The organism is Arsukibacterium sp., from assembly GCF_041616895.1.
GTDB lineage: Bacteria > Pseudomonadota > Gammaproteobacteria > Enterobacterales > Alteromonadaceae > Alishewanella.
In genome coordinates, this window is the sequence record NZ_JBFJPY010000006.1 from 43,480 (window position 1) to 68,982 (window position 25,503).

General features: G+C 49.6%; 22 protein-coding genes and 1 pseudogene. 11 read left to right on the top strand and 12 right to left on the bottom strand.

Going from position 1 to position 25,503, the window contains the following annotated elements; all coding sequences use genetic code 11:
• Window positions 1-78 precede the first annotated feature (78 nt).
• The gene (locus ABY802_RS02335) at window positions 79-1,272 is read right to left on the bottom strand and encodes an acetyl-CoA C-acyltransferase (RefSeq protein ID WP_372625396.1); all 1,194 of its coding nucleotides are present in this window, start codon (window positions 1,270-1,272) and stop codon (window positions 79-81) included.
• Window positions 1,273-1,548: 276 nt separating this feature from the next.
• On the opposite strand from ABY802_RS02335, the gene ABY802_RS02340 reads away from it, so the two are divergent.
• The 9 genes from ABY802_RS02340 to ABY802_RS02380 all read left to right on the top strand — a co-directional run bounded on the left by ABY802_RS02340 (window position 1,549) and on the right by ABY802_RS02380 (window position 11,180).
• Window positions 1,549-1,953, top strand: a complete 405-nt coding sequence (locus ABY802_RS02340) for a MerR family DNA-binding transcriptional regulator (protein ID WP_372625397.1) — start codon at window positions 1,549-1,551, stop codon at window positions 1,951-1,953.
• 34 nt (window positions 1,954-1,987) lie between these two features.
• On the top strand, window positions 1,988-3,157 hold the full coding sequence (locus tag ABY802_RS02345; RefSeq protein WP_372625398.1) for an isovaleryl-CoA dehydrogenase: 1,170 nt from the start codon (window positions 1,988-1,990) through the stop codon (window positions 3,155-3,157).
• 1 nt (window position 3,158) lies between these two features.
• Entirely contained in the window at window positions 3,159-4,766 is a 1,608-nt protein-coding gene (locus ABY802_RS02350; protein WP_372625399.1) for a carboxyl transferase domain-containing protein, read from the top strand.
• 352 nt (window positions 4,767-5,118) lie between these two features.
• A complete protein-coding gene (locus ABY802_RS02355; RefSeq protein WP_372625400.1) occupies window positions 5,119-5,925 on the top strand; it encodes an enoyl-CoA hydratase/isomerase family protein in 807 nt (268 codons plus the stop codon).
• A 2-nt stretch (window positions 5,926-5,927) separates the two neighbouring features.
• Window positions 5,928-7,913 (top strand): acetyl-CoA carboxylase biotin carboxylase subunit, encoded by a 1,986-nt coding sequence (locus ABY802_RS02360; protein ID WP_372625401.1) that lies wholly within the window; start codon window positions 5,928-5,930, stop codon window positions 7,911-7,913.
• The gene (locus ABY802_RS02365; protein ID WP_372625402.1) at window positions 7,910-8,824 is read left to right on the top strand and encodes a hydroxymethylglutaryl-CoA lyase; all 915 of its coding nucleotides are present in this window, start codon (window positions 7,910-7,912) and stop codon (window positions 8,822-8,824) included. The genes ABY802_RS02360 and ABY802_RS02365 overlap by 4 nt, the downstream gene beginning before the upstream one ends.
• Before the next feature lie 325 nt (window positions 8,825-9,149).
• The gene (locus ABY802_RS02370; protein ID WP_372625403.1) at window positions 9,150-9,851 is read left to right on the top strand and encodes a CoA transferase subunit A; all 702 of its coding nucleotides are present in this window, start codon (window positions 9,150-9,152) and stop codon (window positions 9,849-9,851) included.
• Window positions 9,852-9,861: 10 nt separating this feature from the next.
• Complete coding sequence (locus tag ABY802_RS02375; protein ID WP_372625404.1) at window positions 9,862-10,521, top strand: CoA transferase subunit B; 660 nt, start codon at window positions 9,862-9,864, stop codon at window positions 10,519-10,521.
• A 170-nt stretch (window positions 10,522-10,691) separates the two neighbouring features.
• Window positions 10,692-11,180: a DUF4234 domain-containing protein gene (locus tag ABY802_RS02380; RefSeq protein WP_372625405.1), complete on the top strand. Its 489-nt coding sequence runs from the start codon at window positions 10,692-10,694 to the stop codon at window positions 11,178-11,180.
• 2 nt (window positions 11,181-11,182) lie between these two features.
• On the opposite strand, the gene ABY802_RS02385 is transcribed toward ABY802_RS02380, so the two are convergent.
• From ABY802_RS02385 to ABY802_RS02415, 7 genes are all read right to left on the bottom strand, one after another.
• Window positions 11,183-12,514 carry a DUF58 domain-containing protein gene (locus ABY802_RS02385; protein ID WP_372625406.1) on the bottom strand — a complete coding sequence of 444 codons (1,332 nt, stop codon included), beginning with the start codon at window positions 12,512-12,514 and terminating at the stop codon, window positions 11,183-11,185.
• Entirely contained in the window at window positions 12,511-13,485 is a 975-nt protein-coding gene (locus tag ABY802_RS02390; RefSeq protein WP_372625407.1) for an AAA family ATPase, read from the bottom strand. The genes ABY802_RS02385 and ABY802_RS02390 overlap by 4 nt, the downstream gene beginning before the upstream one ends.
• Window positions 13,482-14,636, bottom strand: coding sequence for a hypothetical protein (locus ABY802_RS02395; protein WP_372625408.1), 1,155 nt, complete (start codon window positions 14,634-14,636; stop codon window positions 13,482-13,484). The genes ABY802_RS02390 and ABY802_RS02395 overlap by 4 nt, the downstream gene beginning before the upstream one ends.
• Complete coding sequence (locus tag ABY802_RS02400; RefSeq protein WP_372625409.1) at window positions 14,633-16,183, bottom strand: hypothetical protein; 1,551 nt, start codon at window positions 16,181-16,183, stop codon at window positions 14,633-14,635. The genes ABY802_RS02395 and ABY802_RS02400 overlap by 4 nt, the downstream gene beginning before the upstream one ends.
• On the bottom strand, window positions 16,173-17,114 hold the full coding sequence (locus ABY802_RS02405; RefSeq protein ID WP_372625410.1) for a stage II sporulation protein M: 942 nt from the start codon (window positions 17,112-17,114) through the stop codon (window positions 16,173-16,175). Before ABY802_RS02405 ends, ABY802_RS02400 begins: the two co-directional genes overlap by 11 nt.
• On the bottom strand, window positions 17,111-17,806 hold the full coding sequence (locus ABY802_RS02410; protein WP_372625411.1) for an RDD family protein: 696 nt from the start codon (window positions 17,804-17,806) through the stop codon (window positions 17,111-17,113). The genes ABY802_RS02405 and ABY802_RS02410 overlap by 4 nt, the downstream gene beginning before the upstream one ends.
• 89 nt (window positions 17,807-17,895) lie before the next feature.
• Window positions 17,896-18,777, bottom strand: coding sequence for an NAD(P)-dependent oxidoreductase (locus tag ABY802_RS02415; RefSeq protein ID WP_372625412.1), 882 nt, complete (start codon window positions 18,775-18,777; stop codon window positions 17,896-17,898).
• Between the two features lie 120 nt (window positions 18,778-18,897).
• Here ABY802_RS02415 and ABY802_RS02420 point away from each other — a divergent pair, with 120 nt between their 5' ends.
• Both ABY802_RS02420 and ABY802_RS02425 read left to right on the top strand, forming a co-directional pair.
• A complete protein-coding gene (locus ABY802_RS02420; protein WP_372625413.1) occupies window positions 18,898-19,377 on the top strand; it encodes a glutathione peroxidase in 480 nt (159 codons plus the stop codon).
• An 81-nt stretch (window positions 19,378-19,458) separates the two neighbouring features.
• Window positions 19,459-20,439, top strand: coding sequence for a 2-hydroxyacid dehydrogenase (locus tag ABY802_RS02425; protein WP_372625414.1), 981 nt, complete (start codon window positions 19,459-19,461; stop codon window positions 20,437-20,439).
• Between the two features lie 29 nt (window positions 20,440-20,468).
• Here the strand turns inward: ABY802_RS02425 and ABY802_RS02430 are convergent, their stop codons facing one another.
• The 4 genes and pseudogenes from ABY802_RS02430 to ABY802_RS02445 all read right to left on the bottom strand — a co-directional run.
• Entirely contained in the window at window positions 20,469-20,861 is a 393-nt protein-coding gene (locus tag ABY802_RS02430) for a DUF2750 domain-containing protein (RefSeq protein WP_290611578.1), read from the bottom strand.
• A gap of 74 nt (window positions 20,862-20,935) precedes the next feature.
• Window positions 20,936-21,364, bottom strand: a complete 429-nt coding sequence (locus ABY802_RS02435; protein WP_372625415.1) for a YqaA family protein — start codon at window positions 21,362-21,364, stop codon at window positions 20,936-20,938.
• 83 nt (window positions 21,365-21,447) lie between these two features.
• Window positions 21,448-24,615, bottom strand: a complete 3,168-nt coding sequence (locus ABY802_RS02440) for an error-prone DNA polymerase (RefSeq protein WP_372625416.1) — start codon at window positions 24,613-24,615, stop codon at window positions 21,448-21,450.
• Window positions 24,616-24,629: 14 nt separating this feature from the next.
• Window positions 24,630-25,503: pseudogene (locus ABY802_RS02445) on the bottom strand (DNA polymerase Y family protein); the annotation flags it as partial.

Sequence of the window (25,503 nt, forward strand, 5' to 3'; positions counted from 1 at the left end):
TCGCTTTCGCTTACTCAGACACTCTGTGGCTGCGCCAACGGGATTCCAACCTCACACTTATTATTGAGCTAATGGCCGTTACAGAACTTCAACAGCTAACGCCACGGCTTCACCGCCACCAATACATAACGAGGCCACACCTTTACTCAAGCCGCGGTTACGCAGCGCGTGAATAAGGGTCACCAGAATGCGCGCGCCTGAAGCACCTATCGGGTGACCTAGCGCACAGGCACCACCGTTTACGTTAACTTTGGCTGCATCAAGACCTAATTCGTTTATGGCCAGCATGGTTACCATGGCAAAGGCTTCATTAATTTCCCATAAATCGACTTGTTCTTTATCCCAGCCGGCCTTTTGCAATACTTTTTGCATCGCGCCAACCGGAGCAACGGTAAACAACTCCGGCTCCATTGAATTAGTGCTGTGGGCTACCACTTTTGCCAGAGGGGTTAAACCCTGTGCTTTGGCATCGCTTTCGCGCATTAACACCAGCGCTGCTGCGCCATCTGAAATAGAGCTGGAATTGGCCGCGGTAATGGTACCGTCTTTGGCAAACGCCGGCCGTAAGCTGGGGATTTTATCCAGTTTGGCATTGCCTGGCTGCTCATCAACCTTAAAGGTCACTTCGCCTTTACGGGTTTGAAAGCTTACCGGGGCAATTTCTGCCTCAAAGGCACCGCTACTAATCGCCTGCTGAGCACGGGTAGTTGATTGCACCGCAAACGCATCCATCTGCTCGCGGGTAATGCCTTTTTCGTCTGCTGTACCCTGAGCAAAACAACCCATGGCTTTACCGTCATAAGCGTTCTCCAGACCGTCTAGCATCATGTGATCTTTGATCTCGCCATGGCCCATCCGGTAACCACTGCGCGCTTTAGGCAGCAAGTACGGTGCGTTGCTCATTGATTCCATGCCACCGGCAACCACCAAGTCTGCGCTACCGGCTTTTAGTAAATCAGTGGCCAGCATCACGGCTTTTAAGCCCGAGCCACAGACTTTGTTAATAGTGGTTGCGCCGGCGCTTAACGGTAAGCCGGCTTTTAAGGTAGCCTGGCGCGCCGGGGCCTGGCCTAAACCGGCTGGCAGCACGTTGCCCATAATCACTTCGCTGACCTTATCGCCGCTGACACCAGCCTGCTCTAATGCCGCTTTAATCGCAGTAGCGCCCAGCACAGTGGCGTCAACCTCAGTTAAGCCACCCATAAAGCCGCCCATCGCGGTGCGTTTCGCTGCAACAATTACAATATTCTGTCCGGTATTGTCAGAAGCCATTTTACTCTCCTAATACGGTTGGCCTGAAAAGATGCCCAAGAGCCTACACCAAATTTACGTTTACGCCAACGTCAACTAGCTAACACTATGGTAGTGATCACTTTTTATAGTTCGGAAAATGGTGCAGTAAACTGTACAGTCGGACCAGCAAAATCTGGCATTTTTGCTTTACAAAGCCTGCTAAATCGCCCTGCAGTTGATTTTCAACGCCGGTCACTAGCTTTACCTTTACGTAAACTTCACTTATAGTTGATGGCGTTTTTCGGGAAGGCGGTTATGACAGAAAAAGAAGAAAAAACCTACAGTATCAGCGAGCTGGCAAAAGAGTTCGACATTACTACCCGCAGCATTCGGTTTTACGAAGATCAGCGGCTGCTTACGCCCCTGCGAAACGGCCAGACCCGCATTTACAGTAAACGTGATCGCGTTCGGCTGAAGCTGATTTTGCGCGGTAAACGGCTGGGTTTTAGTCTGGCCGAAACCGGTCAGCTGTTTGAACTGTACGACGCTGATAAAAGCAGCGTGACCCAATTAAATACCATGCTGAGACTAATCGAGCAGAAAAAAAGCGAACTGCATCAGCAACTGGACGACATTAAAGTAGTGCTAATGGAGTTGGTTACCGTTGAAAAACGTTGCCGCGACACCTTAGCAGACGCCAAACAATCCAAAACCGCTTAGGCGGTTTTCAGCATTTAGCAAACGGGGATTTACCATGATAAGCAGTTACAAAGGCCTTAACTTCGATTTAGGCGAAACCGTCGATATGATCCGCGAGCAGGTTAATGCCTTTGCCCGCGAAGAAATTGCCCCACGGGCCGAACACATTGACCAGGTAAACGAATTCCCAAATGAATTATGGCGCAAATTTGGTGATCTGGGTTTGCTAGGCATTACCGTTGATGAAAAGTACGGCGGTTCAGGCCTGGGCTATTTAGAGCACGTGGTAGCACTGGAGGAAATCAGCCGTGCTTCCGCTTCAGTTGGTTTGTCATATGGCGCCCACTCTAATCTGTGCGTTAACCAGATTTTCCGCAACGGTACTGAAGCGCAAAAACTGAAATACCTGCCGAAGCTTTGCTCTGGCGAGCATATTGGTGCGCTGGCCATGAGTGAGCCTAACGCCGGCTCTGATGTGGTAAGTATGAAACTACGCGCTGAGAAAAAAGGCGACATGTACATTTTAAATGGCAATAAAATGTGGATCACCAACGGCCCGGATGCCCACACCTATGTCATTTACGCTAAAACCGATATTAATGCTGGCAGCAAAGGCATAACTGCTTTTATCGTTGAACGTGGCACTAAAGGCTTTAGCACTGCGCAGAAGCTGGATAAATTAGGCATGCGCGGTTCAAACACCTGTGAACTGGTATTTGAAGATTGCGAAGTACCGGCCGAGAATATCCTGGGCCAGATTGGCGGTGGCGTTAAAGTATTAATGAGCGGCCTGGATTATGAGCGCGTGGTATTGGCAGCGGGTCCGCTGGGCATTATGCAGGCCTGCATGGACGTGGTGGTGCCTTATATTCACGACCGCAAACAGTTTGGCCAGGCAATTGGAGAATTCCAGCTGGTACAGGGCAAACTGGCCGATATGTACACTCAGATGAATGCCGCAAAATCCTATGTTTATACGGTAGCCAAAGCCTGTGACCGTGGTGAAACTACCCGTAAAGATGCCGCAGCGGTTATTTTGTATTCCGCAGAGTTGGCTACCAAGATGGCACTGGATGCCATTCAGTTATTAGGCGGTAATGGTTACATTAATGAGTACCCTACCGGCCGTTTACTGCGCGATGCCAAACTGTATGAAATTGGTGCGGGCACCTCTGAAATCCGCCGCATGTTAATCGGCCGCGAGTTATTTACTGAGTCGAACTGATATGACCAAGATCGTAAGTAAAATTAACCCCCGCAGCGATGAGTTTCAGAAAAACGCGGATGCGATGCAGGCCGTGGTTGACGATCTGAACAGCAAGGTGCAGCAAATTAAGCTTGGTGGCGGCGAAGCATTGATAGCCCGCCATACTGCCCGCGGTAAATTGTTTGTGCGTGAGCGCATTCAAAAGCTGCTTGACCCCGGCTCACCCTTCCTCGAGGTTGGACAATTTGCCGGTTGGGAATGCTACGAAGACTATGTGCCAAGTGCTGGTGTGGTCGCCGGTATTGGCCGGGTCAGCGGTGTTGAGTGCATGATTGTCGCAAATGATGCTACGGTAAAAGGCGGCACCTATTATCCGCTAACCGTAAAAAAACACCTGCGGGCACAGGAAATCGCCGAGCGCTGTCACCTGCCCTGTATTTATCTGGTCGACTCTGGCGGCGCTAACTTGCCCCGCCAGGATGATGTGTTCCCCGACAAACTGCACTTTGGCCGTATTTTCTTTAATCAGGCGAATATGTCAGCCAAGGGCATTCCGCAAATTGCCGTGGTAATGGGCCTGTGTACTGCTGGTGGTGCTTATGTACCGGCTATGGTCGATGAGAGCATTATTGTTAAAGAGCAAGGCACTATTTTCTTAGCTGGCCCACCGCTGGTAAAAGCTGCCACCGGTGAAGAAGTCTCTGCTGAAGAGTTGGGCGGTGCCGATGTGCACTGTAAAATTTCCGGTGTCGCCGATCACTATGCGTTAAATGACGAACATGCGCTGCAACTGGCTCGCAATGCGGTGTCACGCTTAAACCGCCCGGCACCAGAACAAATGGATGTTAAAGCGCCGCAAGAGCCTTTATATGATGCCAAAGAGTTATACGGCATTGTTGGTACCGATTTACGCAAACCCTATGATGTCAAAGAAGTGATTGCCCGCCTTGTCGATAACTCTGATTTTGATGAGTTTAAACAATATTATGGCGCCACGTTAGTATGCGGCTTTGCACGCATTTTCGGCTATCCTGTCGGCATCGTCGCCAATAATGGGATTCTTTTCTCAGAGTCGGCGCAAAAAGGCGCGCACTTTATTGAACTGTGTGCTCAGCGCAAAATTCCGTTGTTATTCCTACAGAATATTACCGGCTTTATGGTTGGCAAAAAGTATGAAGCTGAAGGGATTGCCAAGCACGGCGCCAAGATGGTGATGGCGGTAAGTTGTGCCAAGGTGCCTAAATTTACTGTGTTAATTGGCGGCAGCTACGGCGCCGGCAATTATGGTATGTGCGGCCGTGCTTATGATCCGACCATGATGTGGATGTGGCCCAACGCCCGCATTTCGGTAATGGGTGGCGAGCAGGCAGCAGGCGTGATGGCGCAAGTCACCAAAGATGGCTTGGCACGTAAAGGCGAAACCTTGTCAGCAGATGCAGAAAAGGCCCTGAAAAAGCCGATTATTGAACAGTACGAAAAGCAAGGTCACCCCTACTACGCCAGCGGCCGCTTGTGGGATGACGGTATTATTGACCCGGCACAAACCCGGATGACAGTAGGTTTAGCGTTAGCCGCTGCATTAAATGCGCCGATAGAAGATACTAAGTTTGGTGTGTTTCGGATGTAGCGAGTTGCCAGGTGCTTTGGTGGTTATCGTCACCGCCATCGCTCCGTGCATTTTTTCTGCGACACGCCATAAACCGTCCATGGAGCTCGGTTTCGGCCATCCATGGCCTGCAACGGTCTCAGAAAAAAGCACATACGCGCTTGCTGGATCAGCTTTAGAGGCAAGCGCACAGTACACTTTGGCCAGAACCGTGTTTTTCATGGATGAAAAAGAGGAGCCCCCATGGATGGGTTTACGGCGTGTTCTGGCAAAGTAGTGCGCCGCGATTGCCGGTTGATAAAAGCCTAACACGCAGCAACCGTGAAATCGGAGAGAGATGGTCTCAGGTTGCATTAACACTTTCGGAGAGAGAATGAACCAGGTTTACACCCAAGTAACTATCGACCAGCGTGGCGTGGCCAACCTGGTACTCAACCGGCCAGACGTGCATAACGCTTTTGACGATCTGATGATTGCTGAGTTAATCCAGGTGCTGGATAAGCTGGCCAGCAACGATCAGGTAAAAGTACTCCTGCTTAGTGCTAACGGCAAAAATTTCTCTGCCGGCGCCGATTTAAACTGGATGCGCTCAATGGCTGAAAAAGACTATGAGCAAAATCTGGACGACGCCAACGAGCTGGCGACCTTGATGCACAAACTGGATAAATTCCCCAAGCCCACCATTGCAATGGTGCAAGGCGCTGCTTTCGGTGGCGCGGTAGGCTTAGTTGCCTGCTGCGACATGGCCATTGCTACAGATACCGCCAGTTTCTGTTTAAGCGAAGTGAAAATTGGCCTTATTCCGGCCGTGATCAGCCCCTATGTGATGCGCGCCTTAGGCGAGCGGCAAAGCCGGCGTTACTTTTTAACGGCTGAGCGTTTTAGCGCCGACACTGCCAAGTCATTAGGGTTATTGCACGAAATCGTCAGTGCAACTGAGTTGACGCAAAAAGCTGATACGTTAGCAGAGCAGCTGCTACAAAACAGTCCGGCCGCCATGAGCGCCGCTAAAGCACTGATCCACAATATTTATAACCGAAAAATCAGCAACAATGTGGTAGCGCATACTACCCAGGCGATTGCTGAAATTCGGGTATCTGATGAAGGTCAGGAAGGCCTGAGTGCGTTTCTTGAAAAACGCCGCCCTAACTGGTTACCGTCTAAGCCACAGGATAATTAACTATGTTTCGCAAAATATTAATCGCTAACCGTGGCGAGATTGCTTGTCGGGTTATCGACACGGCGCATAAGCTCGGCATTCGCTGCGTTGCAGTCTATTCCGAAGCTGATGCCAATGCCCGCCATGTCCGCATGGCCGACGAAGCTTATTTGCTTGGCCCGGCGCCGAGTAAAGACTCCTACCTGCGCAGCGATAAAATTATCGACATTGCCAAACAAAGTGGCGCTGAGGCCATTCACCCGGGCTATGGTTTTTTATCTGAAAATGAAGATTTCGCGAAAGCCTGTTCGGATGCCGGTGTGGTGTTTATTGGCCCACCTGTTGCCGCCATTACCGCCATGGGCTCAAAAAGCGCTGCCAAAAAGATTATGGCTGATGCCGGCGTACCCTTAGTACCGGGCTATCACGGTGATGATCAGTCAGACGATCTGCTGGCAAACGAGTCTGCCAACATTGGCTATCCACAGCTATTAAAAGCCGCCTATGGTGGCGGTGGCAAAGGCATGCGGGTAGTCTGGAAAAAAGAAGAATTTACCGATGCCTTAGCCAGTGCCCGGCGTGAGGCCAAAGCCGGTTTTGGTAATGACAAAATGCTGGTCGAGCGCTATTTAACCAAGCCGCGCCATATCGAAATTCAGGTGTTTTGTGATAATCACGGCAACGCCGTGTATTTGGCCGAGCGCGACTGCTCTATCCAGCGCCGTCATCAGAAAGTGATTGAGGAAGCTCCGGCACCCAATTTCAGCGCTGAGCAGCGTAAAGCGATGGGTGAAGCCGCAGTAAAAGCTGCCAAAGCCATTGATTATCGTGGCGCCGGTACCGTGGAGTTCTTATTCGATGAAGACGGCTCGTTCTATTTTATGGAAATGAACACCCGGCTGCAGGTGGAACATCCGGTAACTGAAATGATCACTGGGCAGGACCTCGTTAAATGGCAGCTGTTAGTGGCTGCTGGCGAAAAACTACCGTTAAGCCAAAATGAAGTACAAATTGATGGCCATGCCATTGAAGTGCGGGTTTACGCCGAAGATCCGGATAACGATTTTATGCCCGCCACCGGCAAGCTGACGTACTTACGTCAGCCAGAACAAAGCCGTCATGTGCGGGTGGATACCGGCGTGGTGGAGAATGACGAAGTATCGCCTTTCTATGATCCAATGATAGCCAAACTGATTGTTTGGGACGAAAGCCGCGATCGCGCTATCGCCCGTATGCTGCGAGCACTGGACGATTACCGGATCGCCGGCGTGACCACCAACTTAAGCTTTTTAACCAGCTTAACCGAGCATCCGGCGTTTAAAGCCGCAGAGCTGGATACCAACTTTATTAACCAGCATCAGGCTAGCTTGTTTGCCCCGGCTAATAGTGAGAATAACCAGGCACTGGTGCTGGCCGCGCTATTTATTATGGAGCAGCAAAAAACGCCACGGCCCAGTAACACCAGCCCAAGCCCCTGGCAATACAGCCATGGCTGGCGTTTAAATGAAACACCAACCGTCATTCTGAATTTACTGCACGGTGATAACGCCGAGCAACTGACGATCCGCGAGCAACAACAGCATTATGTAATAGAGCTGCAAGGCCAGCAAATTTGCTGTCTGGCAGAGCTAAATGGCGATGAGCTTAGCGCGACCCTGGGCGATCATAAAACGAAAGTGCGGGTCAGTCGCTATCAGGACACCATCAGTATCTTCATTAAACATCATCGGTATGATTTTATTTACCGGACCGAAGTCACCCCGGAACTGGATGGCAGCGAGCATGCCGGTAGTCTAACCGCGCCAATGAACGGTACTATTGTTGCGATAATGACTAAAGCCGGCGCTACTGTAAAAGCCGGTGATACGCTGGTGATTATGGAAGCGATGAAAATGGAATACAGCATTAAAGCCCCCAAGGACGGTGTGGTAAATGAGGTATTTTATGCTGCTGGCGACCTGGTGAAAGATGGCGCCGAACTGGTCGATTTTAGTCCGGAGGAAGCATGAGCTTTTCGAAAAGCGTCCGTATTGTTGAAGTAGGCCCGCGTGATGGCCTGCAAAACGAGCAAAGCGTTAGCACCGCCGATAAAATTACCTTGATCGATATGTTAAGCGCGGCAGGCCACTGTTATATTGAAAGTGGCGCCTTTGTTTCCCCTAAGTGGGTGCCGCAAATGGCCGACTCTGGTGAGGTATTTGCCGGTATTACCCGCAAAGCAGGCGTGACGTACGCGGCACTTACCCCCAATTTAAAAGGGTATGAAGCCGCAAAAGCCGCAGGCGCCACCGAAGTCGCTATTTTTGGCGCGGCATCAGAGGCCTTCAGCCAGAAAAACATTAACTGCTCTATCAGTGAAAGCCTGGAGCGCTTTGCGCCGGTAGTCGAGGCGGCTAAGGCTGACGGCATTAAAGTGCGCGGTTATGTCTCCTGCGTGGTCGGTTGCCCGTATCAGGGCGATGTAGCACCGACCGAGGTCGCCCTGGTGGCCAAAGCGTTACTGGAAATGGGCTGCTATGAGATATCCCTTGGCGATACCATTGGGGTCGGCACGCCGCCAAAAGTGAACGCCATGCTCGATGCGGTGCTATCGATGGTACCGGCAGACAAATTAGCGGTGCATTTTCATGACACCTACGGCCAGGCACTTACCAATATTTACGTGGCGCTTAACCGCGGCATCAGCATTGTTGACAGCGCTGTTGCCGGTTTAGGCGGCTGCCCCTACGCTGCTGGTGCCTCGGGTAATGTGGCCACCGAAGATGTGGTGTATTTACTAAACGGCCTGGGTATTACGCATGGTATCGATTTAGCTGCGCTGGCACAGGCGGGTTGGTTTATTACCGGCAAGCTGGGAAAGCAGCCTAGTTCTAAAGTAGGATTGGCACTGAAGGCGAAGTGCACGCAAACTACTAGTTAGTTTACAGCAGCAAATTAGGTTCTTCGAACTCGGTAAGCACTCCGTACCACTTTGCCGAAACACGCCGTAAATACGTCCCTGTAGGCTCCTGTTTTTCATCCATGAAAAACACGGTTTCGGCTAAAGTGTACTGTGTGCTTCCCTCTACACAGATGCAAGCGGATGCGAATGTGATTTTTTCTGAGACCGTTGAAGCCCTGGACGGGCGGAAACGAGCCCCCAGGGAGGGGTTCACGGCGTGTCGCAGAAAAAACTTCACAGCAGCGGCCGCGAAATCGAAGAATGGCTTTAAAACAACGTTCAGCAAAAGAACTGAGGACAACAAATGGCAGGGTTTAATAAAGTCGTACACAGCTACGAAGACGCCATGGCAGGCCTGCAAGACGGTATGACCGTTATTGCCGGTGGCTTTGGCTTATGCGGTATTCCAGAAGGTTTAATTGCCCAGATTAAAAAAATGGGCACCACCGATTTAACCGTGGTATCCAATAACTGTGGTGTTGATGGCTTTGGTTTGGGCATTTTACTGGAAGACCGCCAAATCAAAAAAATGGTCGCCTCTTATGTTGGTGAAAACGCCCTGTTTGAAAAACAACTACTAAGCGGCGAGCTGGAAGTAGAGCTAACCCCGCAAGGTACTCTGGCCGAGAAAATGCGCGCGGGTGGTGCTGGCATACCGGCCTTTTTCACCGCCACCGGCTACGGCACGCCGGTAGCTGAAGGCAAAGAAACCCGCGAAATTGATGGTCGGCATTATGTATTAGAGCCTGCCATTACCGGTGATTTTGCCATCGTTCGCGCCTGGAAAGCCGACCGTTACGGCAACCTGATGTTCCGTCATACCTCGATGAACTTCAACCCGATGGCCGCAACCGCTGGTAAAATTACCGTGGCCGAAGTGGAAGAAATTGTTGAGCCAGGCGAACTGGAACCGTCGCAAATTCATACCCCTGGTATTTACGTGCAGCGCGTGATCAAAGGCAGCTTTGAAAAACGCATCGAACGTCGTATGGTGCGGCAAGGTTAAGGAGGCAACCATGGCTTTATCTCGTGAACAGGTAGCAATGCGCGTAGCGCAAGAGCTGCAAGACGGTTATTACGTTAACCTTGGTATTGGTATTCCAACCCTGGTGGCTAACTATGTACCGGCCGGTATTGAAGTAATGCTGCAATCAGAAAACGGCTTGCTGGGTATGGGTCCTTACCCTACTGAAGCAGAACTTGATGCCGATATGATTAACGCTGGCAAAGAAACCGTCACCGCCATTAAAGGCGCGGCTATTTTCAGCTCAGCAGAAAGCTTTGCCATGATCCGTGGCGGTCATGTCGATTTAACCGTACTGGGCGCCTTTGAAGTGGATCAGAACGGCAATATCGCCAGCTGGATGATCCCGGGCAAACTGGTGAAAGGTATGGGCGGTGCGATGGATTTAGTCGCCGGTGCCATGAATATCGTGGTTACCATGACCCACGCCGATAAATACGGCAATAGTAAGTTGTTAACTGACTGTACCTTGCCACTGACCGGCGTTGGCTGCGTTAAAAAAATCGTTACCGATTTAGCGGTACTGGAAGTGCGCGACGGTGCCTTCCACCTGTTAGAGCGCGCCCCCGGAATAACTGTTGAAGAAATTCAGCAGAAAACGGCTGGTAAGCTGGTAGTTAATGGCGACATACCAGAGATGAACTTTAACTAAAACTACTCATTTATCCACTTTAGCGCTATAAGCCTTATTTCACAGTGAGGCTGTAGCGCTTTTTATTTCCAAAGACAATATTGTTCCTCTTTACTCTAAATTTAGCATTTACTTTTTCTTTGTTATCATTAAAATCCTCTTTCTTAACAAAAAAAATAAAAGGATGTTAAATGAGTGATGCAGTTTCCAACCCTTATACCGCGCCAACGGCAAATCTGAATGCGCCGTTAAACAGTGGCAAGTTAAAGCAACTTCCCCGGTTCTCGGCCTGGTGGGTATTTTTACTTAATATTGTTACCCTGGGTATTTACCCGTTATGGTGGCTTTACTCTCGCGCCAGCACTTTAAATCAGATCCAAAGCAGACCAATAGCTTTAGAATTAGTTTATGTGTTGGTAGCAGTATTACTGGGCAGTTTTGCACTGGGTTTTGTTGCAGGTTTTTCTGGCGAAGAGTATGCCGTTATCGAAAACAGCCTGAGTATCGCTTACTGGGTTTTATATTTGATCACAACGTTTACCATCAGAAACAGACTACACGATGTATTTACTGAAGAAGGCCACCATGTTCGGACCGGCCCTATCCTGACGTTCTTTTTTAGCAGCATTTATTTGCAGTACAAAATTAATGAAGCGATAGATACCACCAGTAACCGTTAATCTTAAAGCATGCCTGAGCGCTTCACCCGTAAGTAAGCGTTCAGGCTTTGTGGCAACAAATCCTTCGCTCTGCTGCTGATACAAAGCACATGTTCTTTTTGCAGTCGTTGCCAGTTCTGCTGAAACAGCTGATTAAGCTGAATAGCACCAAGATAACTTTTAGCCTGAATCGTGTCACTTACCCCCTGAAATAACTGTTGGCGAATAGCTTCGTTCTCAATGTGAATTACCCCTACCAGATGATGTTGCTGTAACAAGCGAACAGCAGGTAATAAATCAGAAAAATCTTCATCCTGTAAGGTGGTAACTATTAACACCAAGGCGCGCTTTGGCTTTTTAGAAATAAGTTGTCTGGCAGCAACCAAATAATCGGGGCTGATATCTGACGGATATAAGTCATAGAAATGCTGCATTACTTTAGAAATATCCCGGACACTTCTGACATTGGGTAACCAGCGCTCAGTCTTACCAAAGGACTGCATACTAAACCAGTCACCATTTTTCAGAACCGAATGCGCTAATAACAAAATTGCACTTAACGCGGCATCGAAATGAGTGCCAACCTCCGTCTCGACAAGCATTCTGCGGCCACTGTCGAGCATGACGATAACCTGCTGACTTTGTTCTTCCTGGAATTCTCTGGCGATCAGTTTCTGACGCCGGCTGGAAGCTTGCCAATCAATCTGATTCTGACTATCGCCCAGTCGATACTCGCGCAGATGCCGGAATTCCGTGCCAGTGCCCCGCTTATTAAATACTTTAATCCCAGGCACTGGTAAATTGCCAACACCACTGAGCGCCGGGGATTTCATCAGAACCGAAAAATCAGGATACACCTTTACCTGCTGCTGTGCCGGAACATGGCATCTGCGTTGCCAAAAGCCACCGGGCAGCTGTACACGTAAATCGGTACCTGTCAGCTCTACCAGGCCGCGCCGGTTGGGTTTAACCTGATAAGTAAACTTCAGTTTTTCTTTTGCGGCCAACCGGCTGTAAAACTGACGCGGCTGCCGAAGCCAATGCGCTGGCATTCTCTCGGCGGCACTGATTACAAGCGTGTGTTCAGTGTGGTTTTCAATAATCAGCTGATAAGGAAATTCGCAGTTCAGATTAAGGTTATCGGGTAACTGCCGCTGCACGGTTAGTGGCGGTAAACGCCTTAGCCGGGTAAAGTCGCGGCCCCCTTTAAGGAGGATCAATCCGGAAAGTCCACCTAGCGCAGCCAGTTGTAACGCCTGGCTACTATCCAGAACCTTTAGCACAATACTCAGCACAACCAAAGCTGCCAGCGCCAGCAACAGTCGGTTTGACGGACGCACAATCAACGGTTTCATTCGCGGGGCACTTCAGTCTTCATTAGGATAGCGCTGATAATATCGTCTTCATTGGTGCCTTCTAACTCTGCTTCTGCGGATAAAATGATCCGGTGACGTAAAATGGGTTTTGCAGACAGTTTTATGTCATCCGGTATCACAAACTCCCGGCCATTCATCAGCGCCCTAACCTTGGCCAGCTTAATCATATTAATACTGGCCCTTACCCCTGCGCCATGCAGCACACCAGGCCAGCTTCTGGTTTTTCTGACGATATCCAGCGCATACCGGTACAACTTCTCATCAACCAGAACCAGGGTGGCCTGGTTACGCATTGTCATTAGCTCGCTGCGACTAATCACCGTTTTTAGCCCACTCACCTGTGATTCGTTTGATTCACCGGCGGTATTGAGCAGCAATAAATGCAATTCATGTTCAAGGCTGGGGTATCCCAACTTTAGTTTCACCATAAAACGGTCTAACTCGGCTTCAGGCAGCGGATAAGTCCCCTCCTGATCCAACGGGTTTTGGGTTGCCATTACCATAAACGGGCCCTCAAGCTTCATGCTGGTGCCATCAATGGTAATTTGCAGCTCCTGCATCACTTCCAATAATGCTGCCTGAGTTTTGGCGGGTGCCCGGTTAATTTCATCGGCCAGTAAAATATTGGTATAGGCAGGCCCCTTTTTCAGTTCAAATTCGCCCTTGCTCATATTATAGAGGCTATGCCCTACCACATCAGATGGCATCAAATCGGGTGTAAATTGGATCCGGCTGAACTCAACATCCACAGAACGCGCTAAGGCCCTTACCAATAAGGTTTTGCCAAGGCCTGGCACTCCTTCCAGTAGCACATGGCCACCCGCGAGCAGCACAGCAATAACATCATCTACAATCTCATGCTGCCCTACCAGAACTTGCTGAATGTTCTGTCTGATCGCCGAGATGGTTTGACGAATTTGCTCAGTCTGCTGCACACCTAACTCTGTCATATTGCTTTCCTTATTTTTTGCCAGAACCCGATATACTCAGCAAGATCAAAGGCTCTGGCTGGCCAGGGCTGAGTTAAGAAATGATTAAGTTGCGCCAATGACAGCCCACACCAGTTTGCGATTAACTGCTGCTGATCGTGCTGTGCTAGCCGTGAAAACCCGGGATAACGCCGTTCACAAATCGTCAGAATATCCTGCATTAATAGCTGCTTAAGCCATTCATTTGGCATTCTTTTATCCAGAAAATTACCACAGGCATAAAGATGATGTTCAAATACATTGTCCCGGGTAGTGAGTAGCTGCTCAGGGGGTGAAAGGCGCTGGACAACTCGCCAGATTAGCAATGAAAATGTCAGTAATAGTAATAACCAGCCCGGCCAGTTCCAAAACCAGAGCCGCTGAAACCACAGTAATGTCCCCGGATCCCGAGTCACGACCATCTGGTTGGCGTTACCGACCAGCGAGAGGGTAAGCAAGGCATTGTCAGCTTTATCCAACAAGCTATTATGCATAAACACCGTCTGGCTGGTGAACGTGACTTTGCCGCTATCAGAAGCAAACTGGCACGCGATATAACCCTCCTGCGGCCTCTGCTTGCCGACAATAGTCACTAGCGGGTTGTCGCACTGTTCAATGCGGTAGTCTGGCATCATCGCTACGTTCAGCACACCTTGCCCAAACTCAGCAGTGGCCTCAACAAAAGTGGATCTGACAAAACGGTGCCAATACTGTTGCACCTGACTTTCTGCCGCTGAAATATTAATCGCAAAAGCCGCAACCAAGCGGTTATTGGCAAGCTGGTGGCGGTTTTCAGCAGATAGCTGATACACCAGATGTCCGCCAGAGCGGGTCCATTCCAGCAAGGGCTGCGCTAACTCGGGCTGAAAGCGCAGCAGATTTTCGTTGATAACGATGATACGTTCAGATGCCTGTGCCAAATTCAGCAGGTTTTGCAGCTCAGTGCTATCAGAAATCTCAGTCAAAGATCCATCGTGTTGCTGTAACAACTGTGCAGTGGCAAACCACGGTTGACTAACAGCCTGGCTGCTCAGGCCGTTCTCTTCGGTAATCTGTTGCCATTGCCCCTGGCTAACACGCCAGATAATAAACACCAGCAAGGCGGCAGCACCAGCCAGAACCCATTTTTTCATCGGGGGCTTTGCTCCTGTTGCCAGACATTTAGCTGCTGCAAAATGCTACCAAGACTATCGAGTGTCAACTGCTGATGCCCCCAGGCGATAGCTATCCATAAATCAATAAGCCGGGCCATGGTTAGGCTGATATTCTCAGGTGTATTCTGGCTAATCGCGCGTAAACACTCTTGCTCTGTCATCGTCGCGGTAAGCTTTATCGAATAATGCTGTTGCACATAATACAAGGCAAAACGCAGTAAGCACGCCGCCATTAACCGGGCGTTACCGGTTTGCTGAAATTTTGCCGCCTGCAACAGTAAATCATCGTTGTCGATGTCGGCAGGTAAATCAGCGAACATCATTGGAATGGTTGGTGCGGCTGGCAGCGCCTTGTTGCTAAAAGGCTGAATTAACCGATGATAGTTCTGGAATAACCAATACAGTAAACCCAGGGTAAGCGCGATAATACATACCCAGCCAATCACCCCAAGGCTATCAGCGATAACGCTTAAAATACCAAGCCAGTCGCTGTTGTCGGTTTGTACTTCTTCGGTGGTTTCAATCACCCAGCGGGTACGATAATCCAGCAACTCGTGCTGCTGATATATCTGTTCAATCTGTTGTTCTATCTCAGCTTTATATTCCGCACTGTACAGCGGAGTTGCCACAGTTTCCAGATTGCTGTCGCCGGGCTGTTCTAACGTAGCTTTGGTGCTGTTTTCGCTATCCGTTGCTTGCCTAATGTTTGGAATATGCTGCTGTTCCGCCAGTAAAGATTGAGGAAATGTAGCAAGAGTTACACACAACAGCATGACCGCCACGGAGGTGATGGCTTGCAGGCGCAACGCTATTTTGCGGAATGTTAACTCCAGATCCCATGCTTCAAGGACAATGCGGCGATTGATGTACATCAAAAAGCCACCCAGAACAAAAAGCGGAGCCACTAAACTGTAGGTCACCAGCGTTGCAAACAGCATGATATAACCGCCAGCACCGCTCTCTAACAAACTCAAACTGCTGAGCAAGTTCGGTGCCAGCGCTGCAGGCAGAAAATTGTAACCGAGCAACAGCATCATAACCAAAATTAACAGTTCAAGATGCACACAAAAAGCCAGCCAGAACCCCTGGCGGTCGTTATACAGACGCGTTAACGTTCTGCATCTCTGCTGACGGGCTTCTGCTCTTTGCTGCTCCAGTAATAACACCGGAGCCAGAAATGCCCGCCGCCAGGCAAAACGATACCAGGTGACACTGAGAAGCGCCTGCCACCAACCGCCGGTTCGAAGTGCGCTAAAGCATGACCTGATGGCGGGTTGCTCTGAGAAGACCGCCCTGCTGATGTAATGCAGCAAAGGTCTCTCCAGTAAGGGTTTAGCCAGCCAGACGATTGAACCTGCCAGCCACGGATCGACAACAATTGCTAGCAGCAGCGCCAGCGGGATTGCTGCGGTTAACCACAATAAACAAAGCGGCCACCACATTAGCCGATAGCAACGCACAGCAAGATCGAAAACCTGCCAGGGGCTGCGAACCTGAGGCTCAATAATTAACTGCTTAACGTCCAAGCACGGTCCCCCGGTACAACCAGTAACACACTGCCGCCCAGCAGAATGCCCCCACCGTATACTTTATTTCAGCAGCCAACAGACGGGGTGACCAGAACGCTTCAATGCCTGCAGCCAGGACCAGCATAACAAAGGCGACAACCACTATTGGCATCACCTGATGGGCCACCAGTTTTAACGAAGTAAAGCGTTTATAAATGCCGGGTGACAGCAGGCTAAATCCGAGTCGGCAGCCTGCTGCACCGCTTAACACAATGGCGGTCAGCTCAACGGAACCATGACCAATTACAAACGAGAAAAAAGGCTCATTAAAGCCCATATTAATCATGTGACCGGCAACAGCCCCCAGATAAAGGCCGTTATAAACGATAAAAAATAGCGCGCCAACACATAACAACATGCCACCGGCGAAGGTTTGAAAAGCAATACCAATATTGTTGTAAATGTAAAAGCCAAACATCAGGACATCAGACTGCGCGTTACGTCCGGCTCCGCTGCTGGCGGGATCATACATCTCAGTAAACTTTTCCAGATCGGCAACTGACATAAAATAATTTATATTATCAGCAGAACTGCAGACAAATAAGGCTGCTGCCAGCCCTAAGCCATAAAACAACACTAAGTTAAGCCAGATCCAGCGGCGAAACTGATAACAAGCCTCCAGCGCACGAATGCCGATGAGCTGGCGTAGCTCAAACCAGACCGGTTGATTATTCTGATATAAATAATGCTGACCTGCGGCAACCAGCTGATTAAGCCGGTCAATTAGTAACGGGCTATACTGGCGACTGCGGGCAAGGCTTAAATCGCTGCACAGTTGCCGATACGTCGCAGGAAATAACTCAGGGCGGGCAAAGCTGCCAGCGTTCAGCTCTTGTTCCAGCTGCAGCCATAGTGGCTCGCGCTGTTTAACAAACTGCGACTGTTTCATGCTTTCTCACCCGCATAATAGGCGCCCAGGGCACAGAGATAAGCCACCTTGTCATCCGTTTCAATATCCAGTGCACTAATCAGTAACTCCGCCAGCTCCTGTTGTCGTTGTTCAGATAAGCTGGCATGGCGTAGCCAGAAATCTAATACTGCTGCCTGCTCTGAACTGGCCAGCGGTTGCGGTGCCTGAGTTAATGCCTGTCCGGTGATCTTTGGTAGGGGGAGTACCTGCTGCTGATAAACCACCATAGTGCCACCGGCCCAATCTCCCAGTCTTTTAAAGTTCTGGCTTAATACCATCGATACTAAGCCCAGGGCATAGCCCAGCGGCAGCATATCGACCGGGCGCAGCAAATTACGCAGGACAATAGCGGAAAATCCGGCAGGTAAGCCATTATCGGCCACCACTTTAAGGTTCATTTTTCGTTTGCCAGGAGAGCTGCCGGTGCGATATTCGAAAAAAATGTAGTAGCACCAGTTAAGAACAAACAATATTACCAGCAGGATCCCTTCACCGGCCTGGCCTACCTGACCCAATACCAGCGCCGCAGCTATGAAAAGTAAGGCCCGGTAAATAAAATCAATAATAAAAGCTGCCGTTCTTACCGCGATGCCCGCAGGCACCAGGGTAAGGCTAACGCCCTCTGGCAATTGAATACCAATTTTGTTGTCAATAATGCTGGTTTGCTTCAAAAATTATATCTTACCGAAAATAAAAACGCTGACATCTTGGCGAATGCCACAAAATTTATCAAGAAAAAGCTTAGTTATTTACAATATATTCAGCGCTTTAACCTGGCCAGCAAGCTGGAAGTATCCCAGCGACCACCGCCCAGTTGTTGTACTTCGCTGTAAAACTGATCAACTAAGGCGGTCAGTGGTAAATGGCTGCCATTTTTGCGCGCTTCGTTTAAGGCGATACCCAGATCTTTACGCATCCAGTCGACCGCAAAGCCAAAATCATATTTGCCATCAAGCATAGTTTTATAGCGGTTTTGCATTTGCCAGGACTGCGCCGCGCCTTGAGAAATGACCTCAACAACCGCCGCACCATCTAAGCCGGCATTCTGGGCAAAATTCAGTGCTTCAGCAAGGCCTTGTACTACTCCGGCGATGCAAATCTGATTAACCATTTTCGCTAACTGACCAGAACCGGCCGGCCCCAGCAATTTGGCACAGCGGGAGTAACTCATAATGGCAGCTTCTGCCTTAGCCATATCGCTGGCATCGCCGCCGAGCATAACGGTTAAGGCGCCGTTTTCAGCGCCAGCCTGACCACCGGATACCGGCGCATCTAAAAAACCAACTTCTTTGGCTAAACAGGCCGCGTGCAGCTCACGGGCTAACTCTGCTGAGGCCGTCGTATGATCTGTTAACACGCTTTGCCCCGCCATGGTGGCCAGCACACCGTCGTCACCATAAGTTACAGAGCGCACGTCATCGTCATTGCCAACACATAAAAACACCAATGCCGCATCTTTAGCAGCCAAAGCTGGAGTAACGGCGTGGCTGCCACCATATTGACTAACCCAGGCCTCTGCTTTTGCTGTGGTGCGGTTATACACACACACCTGATAGCCTTTTTGCTGTAAATAACCGGCCATCGGGTAGCCCATGACACCCAAACCAATAAAGGCGACTTTACCTTTGCTTTTAATTGACATAAAAATGACTTATTGCTGTGAAATGATAGGCTGTTAGCTTACAAACTAAGTCAGGGAAAAGAAAGACGGATCCAACAATCAGAACGTATAACAAACTTTAAAGCAATATCGGGGAGCAGAATGACCAATATTCATCAGTTTACAGTTAAAAATGGCCAGGGACAGGAAGTGGATCTGGCATCGTACCGCGGCAAAGTACTACTTATTGTTAATACTGCCAGTCAATGTGGGTTTACCCCGCAGTACCAGCAATTAGAAGCATTGTATCAGCAGTATAAAGATCGCAACTTTGAAATTTTAGCCTTTCCCTGCAACCAATTTGGCGGTCAGGAACCTGGTGACAACAGCGATATTCAGCAGTTTTGTCAGCTAAACTATGGTTTAAGCTTTCCGGTTATGGCTAAAATTAATGTGAATGGCGTAAAAGCGGCGCCCTTATTCGAGCATTTAAAAGACAGTGCCCGCGGCCTGTTAAAAACCCGTGCCATTAAGTGGAATTTCACCAAGTTTTTAATTAATAAACAAGGCGATGTCGTAAAACGTTTTGCTCCTCGCACGAAACCGGCCAGCATTGCGCAGGCAGTAGAAGATTTACTGTAACTTTGATCTGGCGCTAATTATCGCAATGTCAGCTGATTTACACTTAGCCTAACTTAACGGGTTGCATGCAAGGAGTAACAGATGAAAGTTGCGGTGTTCAGTGCCAAAAAATACGATCAGGACGGCTTTACGCAGTGGGCGGATCGGAGCCTGCAATTCAGTTATTTTGATAGTCGCTTAAACCCGTTGAATGTGAAGTTAGCTCAGGGTTGTCATGCGATATGCGCCTTTGTAAACGATGAGTTATCAGCAGAGGTATTGCAGCAAATGTCAGAAATGGGCATTGAAATGGTTGCCCTGCGCTGTGCCGGCTTTAACAATGTGGATCTGGATACGGCCAAAGCGTTAGGTATCCGGATTGCCCGAGTACCGGCCTATTCACCTGAAGCGGTAGCGGAGCACACCGTAGCAATGATGCTAACGTTAAACCGCAAATTGCATAAAGCCTTTAACCGGGTACGAGATGATAACTTCGCTATCGACGGCCTGCTGGGTTTTAATATGCACGGCAAAACCGTTGGTATCATTGGCACCGGTCGTATTGGGCTGGCTACCAGCCATATTTTAAAAGGCTTTGGCTGCAAACTATTATGTTATGACATTGAGCCGGCAGCAGAGCTGGCAGGACATTATGTCAGCCTGAACGAGCTGTATGCCCAGAGTGATATTATTAGTCTGCACTGTCCGTTAAACCCGGCCACCAGGCACCTGATCAATAGTGATTCGCTGGCAAAAATGCGCGATGGCGTCATGCTGATTAATACCAGCCGCGGCGGCCTGGTTAATACAAAAACCGTCATTGAGGGCTTAAAAAGCCGGAAAATTGGTTATCTGGGGCTAGATGTCTATGAGCAGGAAGCGGATATCTTTTTTGAAAATTTATCTGAACAAGTTATAGATGATGAAGTGTTTAAACGGCTGCTTACCTTTCCCAATGTGCTGATCACCAGCCATCAGGCCTTCTTTACCAAAGAGGCATTACAGCAGATTAGCAGTATTACCAGTGACAACTTAATGGCATTTGCCGGCGGTAATACCACCGGCAACGAATTGATACAATAATTATTGTGTCAAAAGCGAGCGCCTTAGCTTCAGGCGTCGTCGCTCATTTCATCAATTAAGGTTTCAGACAATTCATCTGGCATCACAACTACGCCCGGGCCATCTGCATCGGGTAATACGGCAATAGCCAGATCATCGCCAATTAAACCTGAAGTCCATTTATCCAGCCAGGTTTTTACATCAATCGACTTGGCAGTGCAGTGTTGCCACTCCCCTTCAATCCATTGCTGTGCCAGTTCAGCATGGGGCCATACCGGAATGCAGCGCTCTTCTTCGGCGCTTACCAGCACAAAACCTTCTTCATCAGTTAAAATCCAGATTTCTTCTAAATCGGCCACGGCCTGGATAAAGTAGTCGTATCGCTGCTCGGCATCCAGCGCCACAATCCGGTTTAATTCTTCAGGGCTTAATTGATATTCCATAATGGTTTCCCGCAAATATAAAAAGTGTGCTAATGATGACGGATCTGCCCGTATAAAGCCAACAGAAAAACCATTTACCCCAGCTGGGCAGCCAGAAATAGCAGCAGGGCGTAGCGAGCACCTTTGCCAAGGGTAACCAGCAGTAGAAATAAGCTAAAACGGACCCTTAATGTACCGGCTACCAGAGTAAGCGGATCGCCCACTATGGGTAACCAGGCCAGCAGCAAACTCCAGCTGCCATAGCGCTTAAACTGCGTTTCGGCTTTGGCTAACTGCGCCGGGCTGACCGGAAACCAGCGCTTATGTTGAAAGCGCAATAACTCTTTACCCAAATACCAGTTAACACAAGAACCTAACGTATTACCGCTGGTAGCTGCCAGCCAGAGCCCGAAAACGGCATAGCCCTGCTGCTGCAACGCCAGTAATACCAGTTCTGACGAAGCAGGTAACAAGGTTGCGGCAACAAAGCCGCTGGCAAAGAGCGATAGATAGGGAATTAACACTGATATGATGCCCCAATACAATTTAACGCCGGCACTGTAGCAGATTATTTGGCTAAGTTAATAATGTGATAGCCAAATAGCCGCTAATGAAAATCCCGCGACTTGCTGGCAAACGTGGACAGCTCAGCGCTTAAATCGGTAAGGCGACCGGCAATGACATGAGTCACTTCCCCTTCACGCTCTAAAATGCCATCAACCTGCAGTATTTGCGCGGTTAAAAACGCCTGCTGCTGGGCCTGTGCGGTAGCAAGCCACACCACCACATTGGCAGTGCCGCTTTCATCTTCCAACGATAAAAAAGTCACGCCAGTAGCAGTACCGGGCCGCTGACGCAGCGTAACCAGACCGCTAATCCGTACCGGACTTTTATGTCGCACCTCAGTTAATGCGGCAGCAGGAACTGAGCGCGGCAATTTACCCGCCTGGCGCAGTAACGCTATCGGGTGTTGCTGCAAGCTCAGGCCAGTGGCGGCATAATCTTCCAGTACTTCCTCTATCGCGGTAGGTGCAGCTAACTGACCACATTGCAGTGTCGATAGGTTATAGTCTGACGAAGCTTCTGCTACCGCCGAGCGCGTTTCTGTCTTGACGGTTTCGACAGCTGCAGCGATTAGGTTACATTCTGTTTCATCTGCAAACAGCGGCAGGCTGTGCTGTTTATCCAATAGTTGCCAGCGGCTATTGTACCTGTCGCCACTTATTGCGACCAAGGCATTAGCACTGGCCAGCGCCTGTAAATCAGCCCGGTTTAACCCCGTCTGACGTAACTGACTAAGCTGGCGATACCCTGCCGCCGGCCGGTGCTGAATTAATAACGCAGCTCCAGCTGCACTTAACCCTTTGACCTGACGTAACCCCAAACGGATGGCATATTCCTGCGGCTGCGGCTGCGGCTGTAAATCATAATCCCAGAATGAGCCATTAACACATACCGGCAACACCGCAACATTGTGCCTTTTTGCATCCTGTAACAATTGCGAAGGGCTGTAAAAACCCATAGGTAAGCTGTTGAGCAGTGCAGTATAAAACGCCGCCGGGTAATAATGTTTTAACCAGGCAGAAATATACGCCAGCACCGCAAAGCTGGCTGAATGCGACTCCGGAAAACCGTATTCGCCAAAACCACAAATTTGCTGATAAATCCGCTCGGCAAATTCCAGCTGATAGCCGCGGTTTAGCATGCCGTTAATCAGCTTGTCTTTAAACTGCAACAGCTCACCGGTTTTTTTCCAGCTGGCCATCGCCCGGCGTAACTGATCAGCCTCGCCACCACTAAAACCAGCAGCCACCATGGCCAGGGCAATCACTTGCTCCTGAAAAATAGGCACGCCCATGGTGCGGCTAAGCACCTGCTCTACCTCTTTTGATGGGTAACTGACCGACTCTGTGCCATTGCGTCTTTTTAAATACGGATGCACCATGTCACCCTGAATTGGCCCCGGCCGCACTATGGCAATCTGCACCACTAAATCGTAATAGCACGCTGGCTTTAAGCGCGGTAACATACTCATTTGCGCCCGCGATTCAATCTGAAATAAACCGACGGTATCGGCATGTTGGATCATTTGATACACTGCCGGATCATCACCCAGCGCATTAATCGAGGCGATACTTAACGGCCGATGATAATGCTGCTGCACCAGACTGAAACACTTGCGAATAGCCGTTAGCATTCCCAGTGCCAGTATGTCGACTTTTAACAGCTCCAGCGTTTCTAAATCGTCTTTATCCCATTGGATCACGGTGCGATCGGCCATGGCGGCATTTTCTACCGGCACCAGCTCGTACAGTGGCCCCTCTGAAATCACAAAACCGCCTACATGCTGCGATAAATGGCGTGGAAAACCACGCAGCTCGTCTACTAACTGCACCAATTGGCGGGTGGTCTGGCTGTTACTGTCCAGCCCAAGGGCGCCCAACTGCTGCTGCCAAGGGGTAGCAGGGTTGCGCCGCTGAATATTTTTAATCAGAAAATCGAGCTGGCTTACTGGTAAGCCCATGGCTTTACCCACATCCCGTAAGGCACTTTTAAAGCGATAACTGATTACCGTTGCTGCCAGAGCGGCTCGTTCCCGGCCATATTTCTGATATAAATATTGAATGACTTCCTCGCGTCGTTCATGCTCAAAGTCAACATCAATATCCGGCGGCTCTTGTCGCTCTTTAGATAAGAAACGCTCAAATAACACCTGTATCTGGCGAGGATCTACTGCGGTGATCTGCAGGCAATAGCACACCACTGAATTGGCTGCTGAACCACGGCCCTGGTATAAAATATTGCGGCTTTGGGCAAATTGCACCACATCGTGAATGGTCAGAAAAAAATATTCATAGTTAAGCTCACGGATCAGGGTCAGCTCTTTATCAATTAATGCCTGTACTCGTGGCGGAACGCCATCGGCAAAACGTTTTTTACTGCCCTGTTGCACTAATTTTTGCAGGTAACTGCTGGCCGTTTCGCCCTCAGGCACCAGCTCAGCTGGATACTGGTATTTAAGCTCGCTAAGGTTAAAACTGCAGCGCTTAGCAATAGCGCTGGTTTCGCTAAGCCAATTTTGCGGAAATAATTTTGCCAGCTTGGCTAAGGGCCTTAGCGCACGCTCAGCATTACTGAGCAGTTCACGGCCAAGTTCCCGAATGGGTTTACCCGCTCTGATAGCACTAACACAGTGCTGCAATGCCAGGCGCTCTGGCACGTGCATAAGTACAGCACCGCAGCACATCAGCGGCAGTTGGTATTGCGAAGCTAACTGCTGACAATAATCACTGAGCGCCTGTTCGTTATGGCTTAAGTACCGGCGCATCGTCAGCCATAGCCGACCAGTATGATACTTTTGCAGCCACTTTGCCCAGTATTGATCACTGTCGGCATCAGCACTGGGTAACCATAAAATAAAACAGTGCTTAACCGACATCAGATCCCATTCGGTTAGCTGGTAGTCGCCTTTACTGCTTCGCCGCCTGGCGTTGGTAATGACCCGGCAAAGCTCACTATAGGCTGCTTTGTCGGGACATAGCAGCACCAGTTGCAACTTATCCAGTTTAAACATACTGCCGACAATTAATTTCAGCGTCAGTTGTTGCTCGTTAATACAACGATACGCCCGCACTACCCCGGCTACTGAGCACTCATCGGTAATAGCCAGCGCCTGATAGCCCAGGGCAGCAGCCTGGGTAACCAGTTCAGCAGGAGAAGACGCACCCTGCAGAAAACTAAAATGGCTCTGACAAAACAATTCAGCGTAATTCATGGCTTCTTCCGCGCTTAACTGAATAAGCCATGCACAAACCATTGCTGATTGGCAGTGCGGTATAACCATAACCATTGGCCCTGCTGATTGTGACCAATAAAATAGTCACGCTGCGCCGCTAATTGCCAGCCATCGGGACACAAGCGTTCCGGCCCCTGATTAATGGTAACTGCTTCGGTCAGGGGCTGGGGTTCAGTGAATAAAAATGCCGGGCGAAGCGCTAACGCTTGTGCTTGAACTTGAACTTGAGCTTGAAGCTGGGCTTTAGTCTGGTAGTCAGCTAAATCGCCTTTTAGCAGCGGCAGGCTGCGCTGGCTGGCATGCTCAGGTAAATGCTGGTTTATAATCGTTAAGCCGCTAACGGCAGCCCGACCTAAACGGGCCTGTAGTAATGATAACAATTGCAACGCCGACATACTGGCATGATGTTGTTCAAATAAAGCTGAAGTAGACCACTGCTGAGCGCTAAACACATCAACATCCAGTTGCAGAGCATATACCGGCTCCGGTAAAGGCTGAGCTTGAAGTTGTAGCTGACATAACTGCAGCCAGGCAGCCGCTTTATATTCGCCTTGGGCCGACCCCACCGTCAGCTTTAGTGGAGGATTGTCCCGGAAAAACAGGGTTACTAATAGCCGATGACATTGACTGTTGTCACGGCAAAGTTGCTGCTCCAGTTGTTGTAATAGTTTTAATAAGGGCCTGGCCAGCACCGTGCTGTCAGTGATGTCAAACAGCAATTCCAAATAGCGGCTAAAGCCAGCGGCAGGTTGTAAATACTCCAGCGCATGATAATAATCACCCCGCAAGCGGCCAAGATAGCTTAGTAACTGGCTGTCAAAACGTCGTGCCAGCTCTGCCGTAGGTAACGCCAGCAGCTGACCTAAA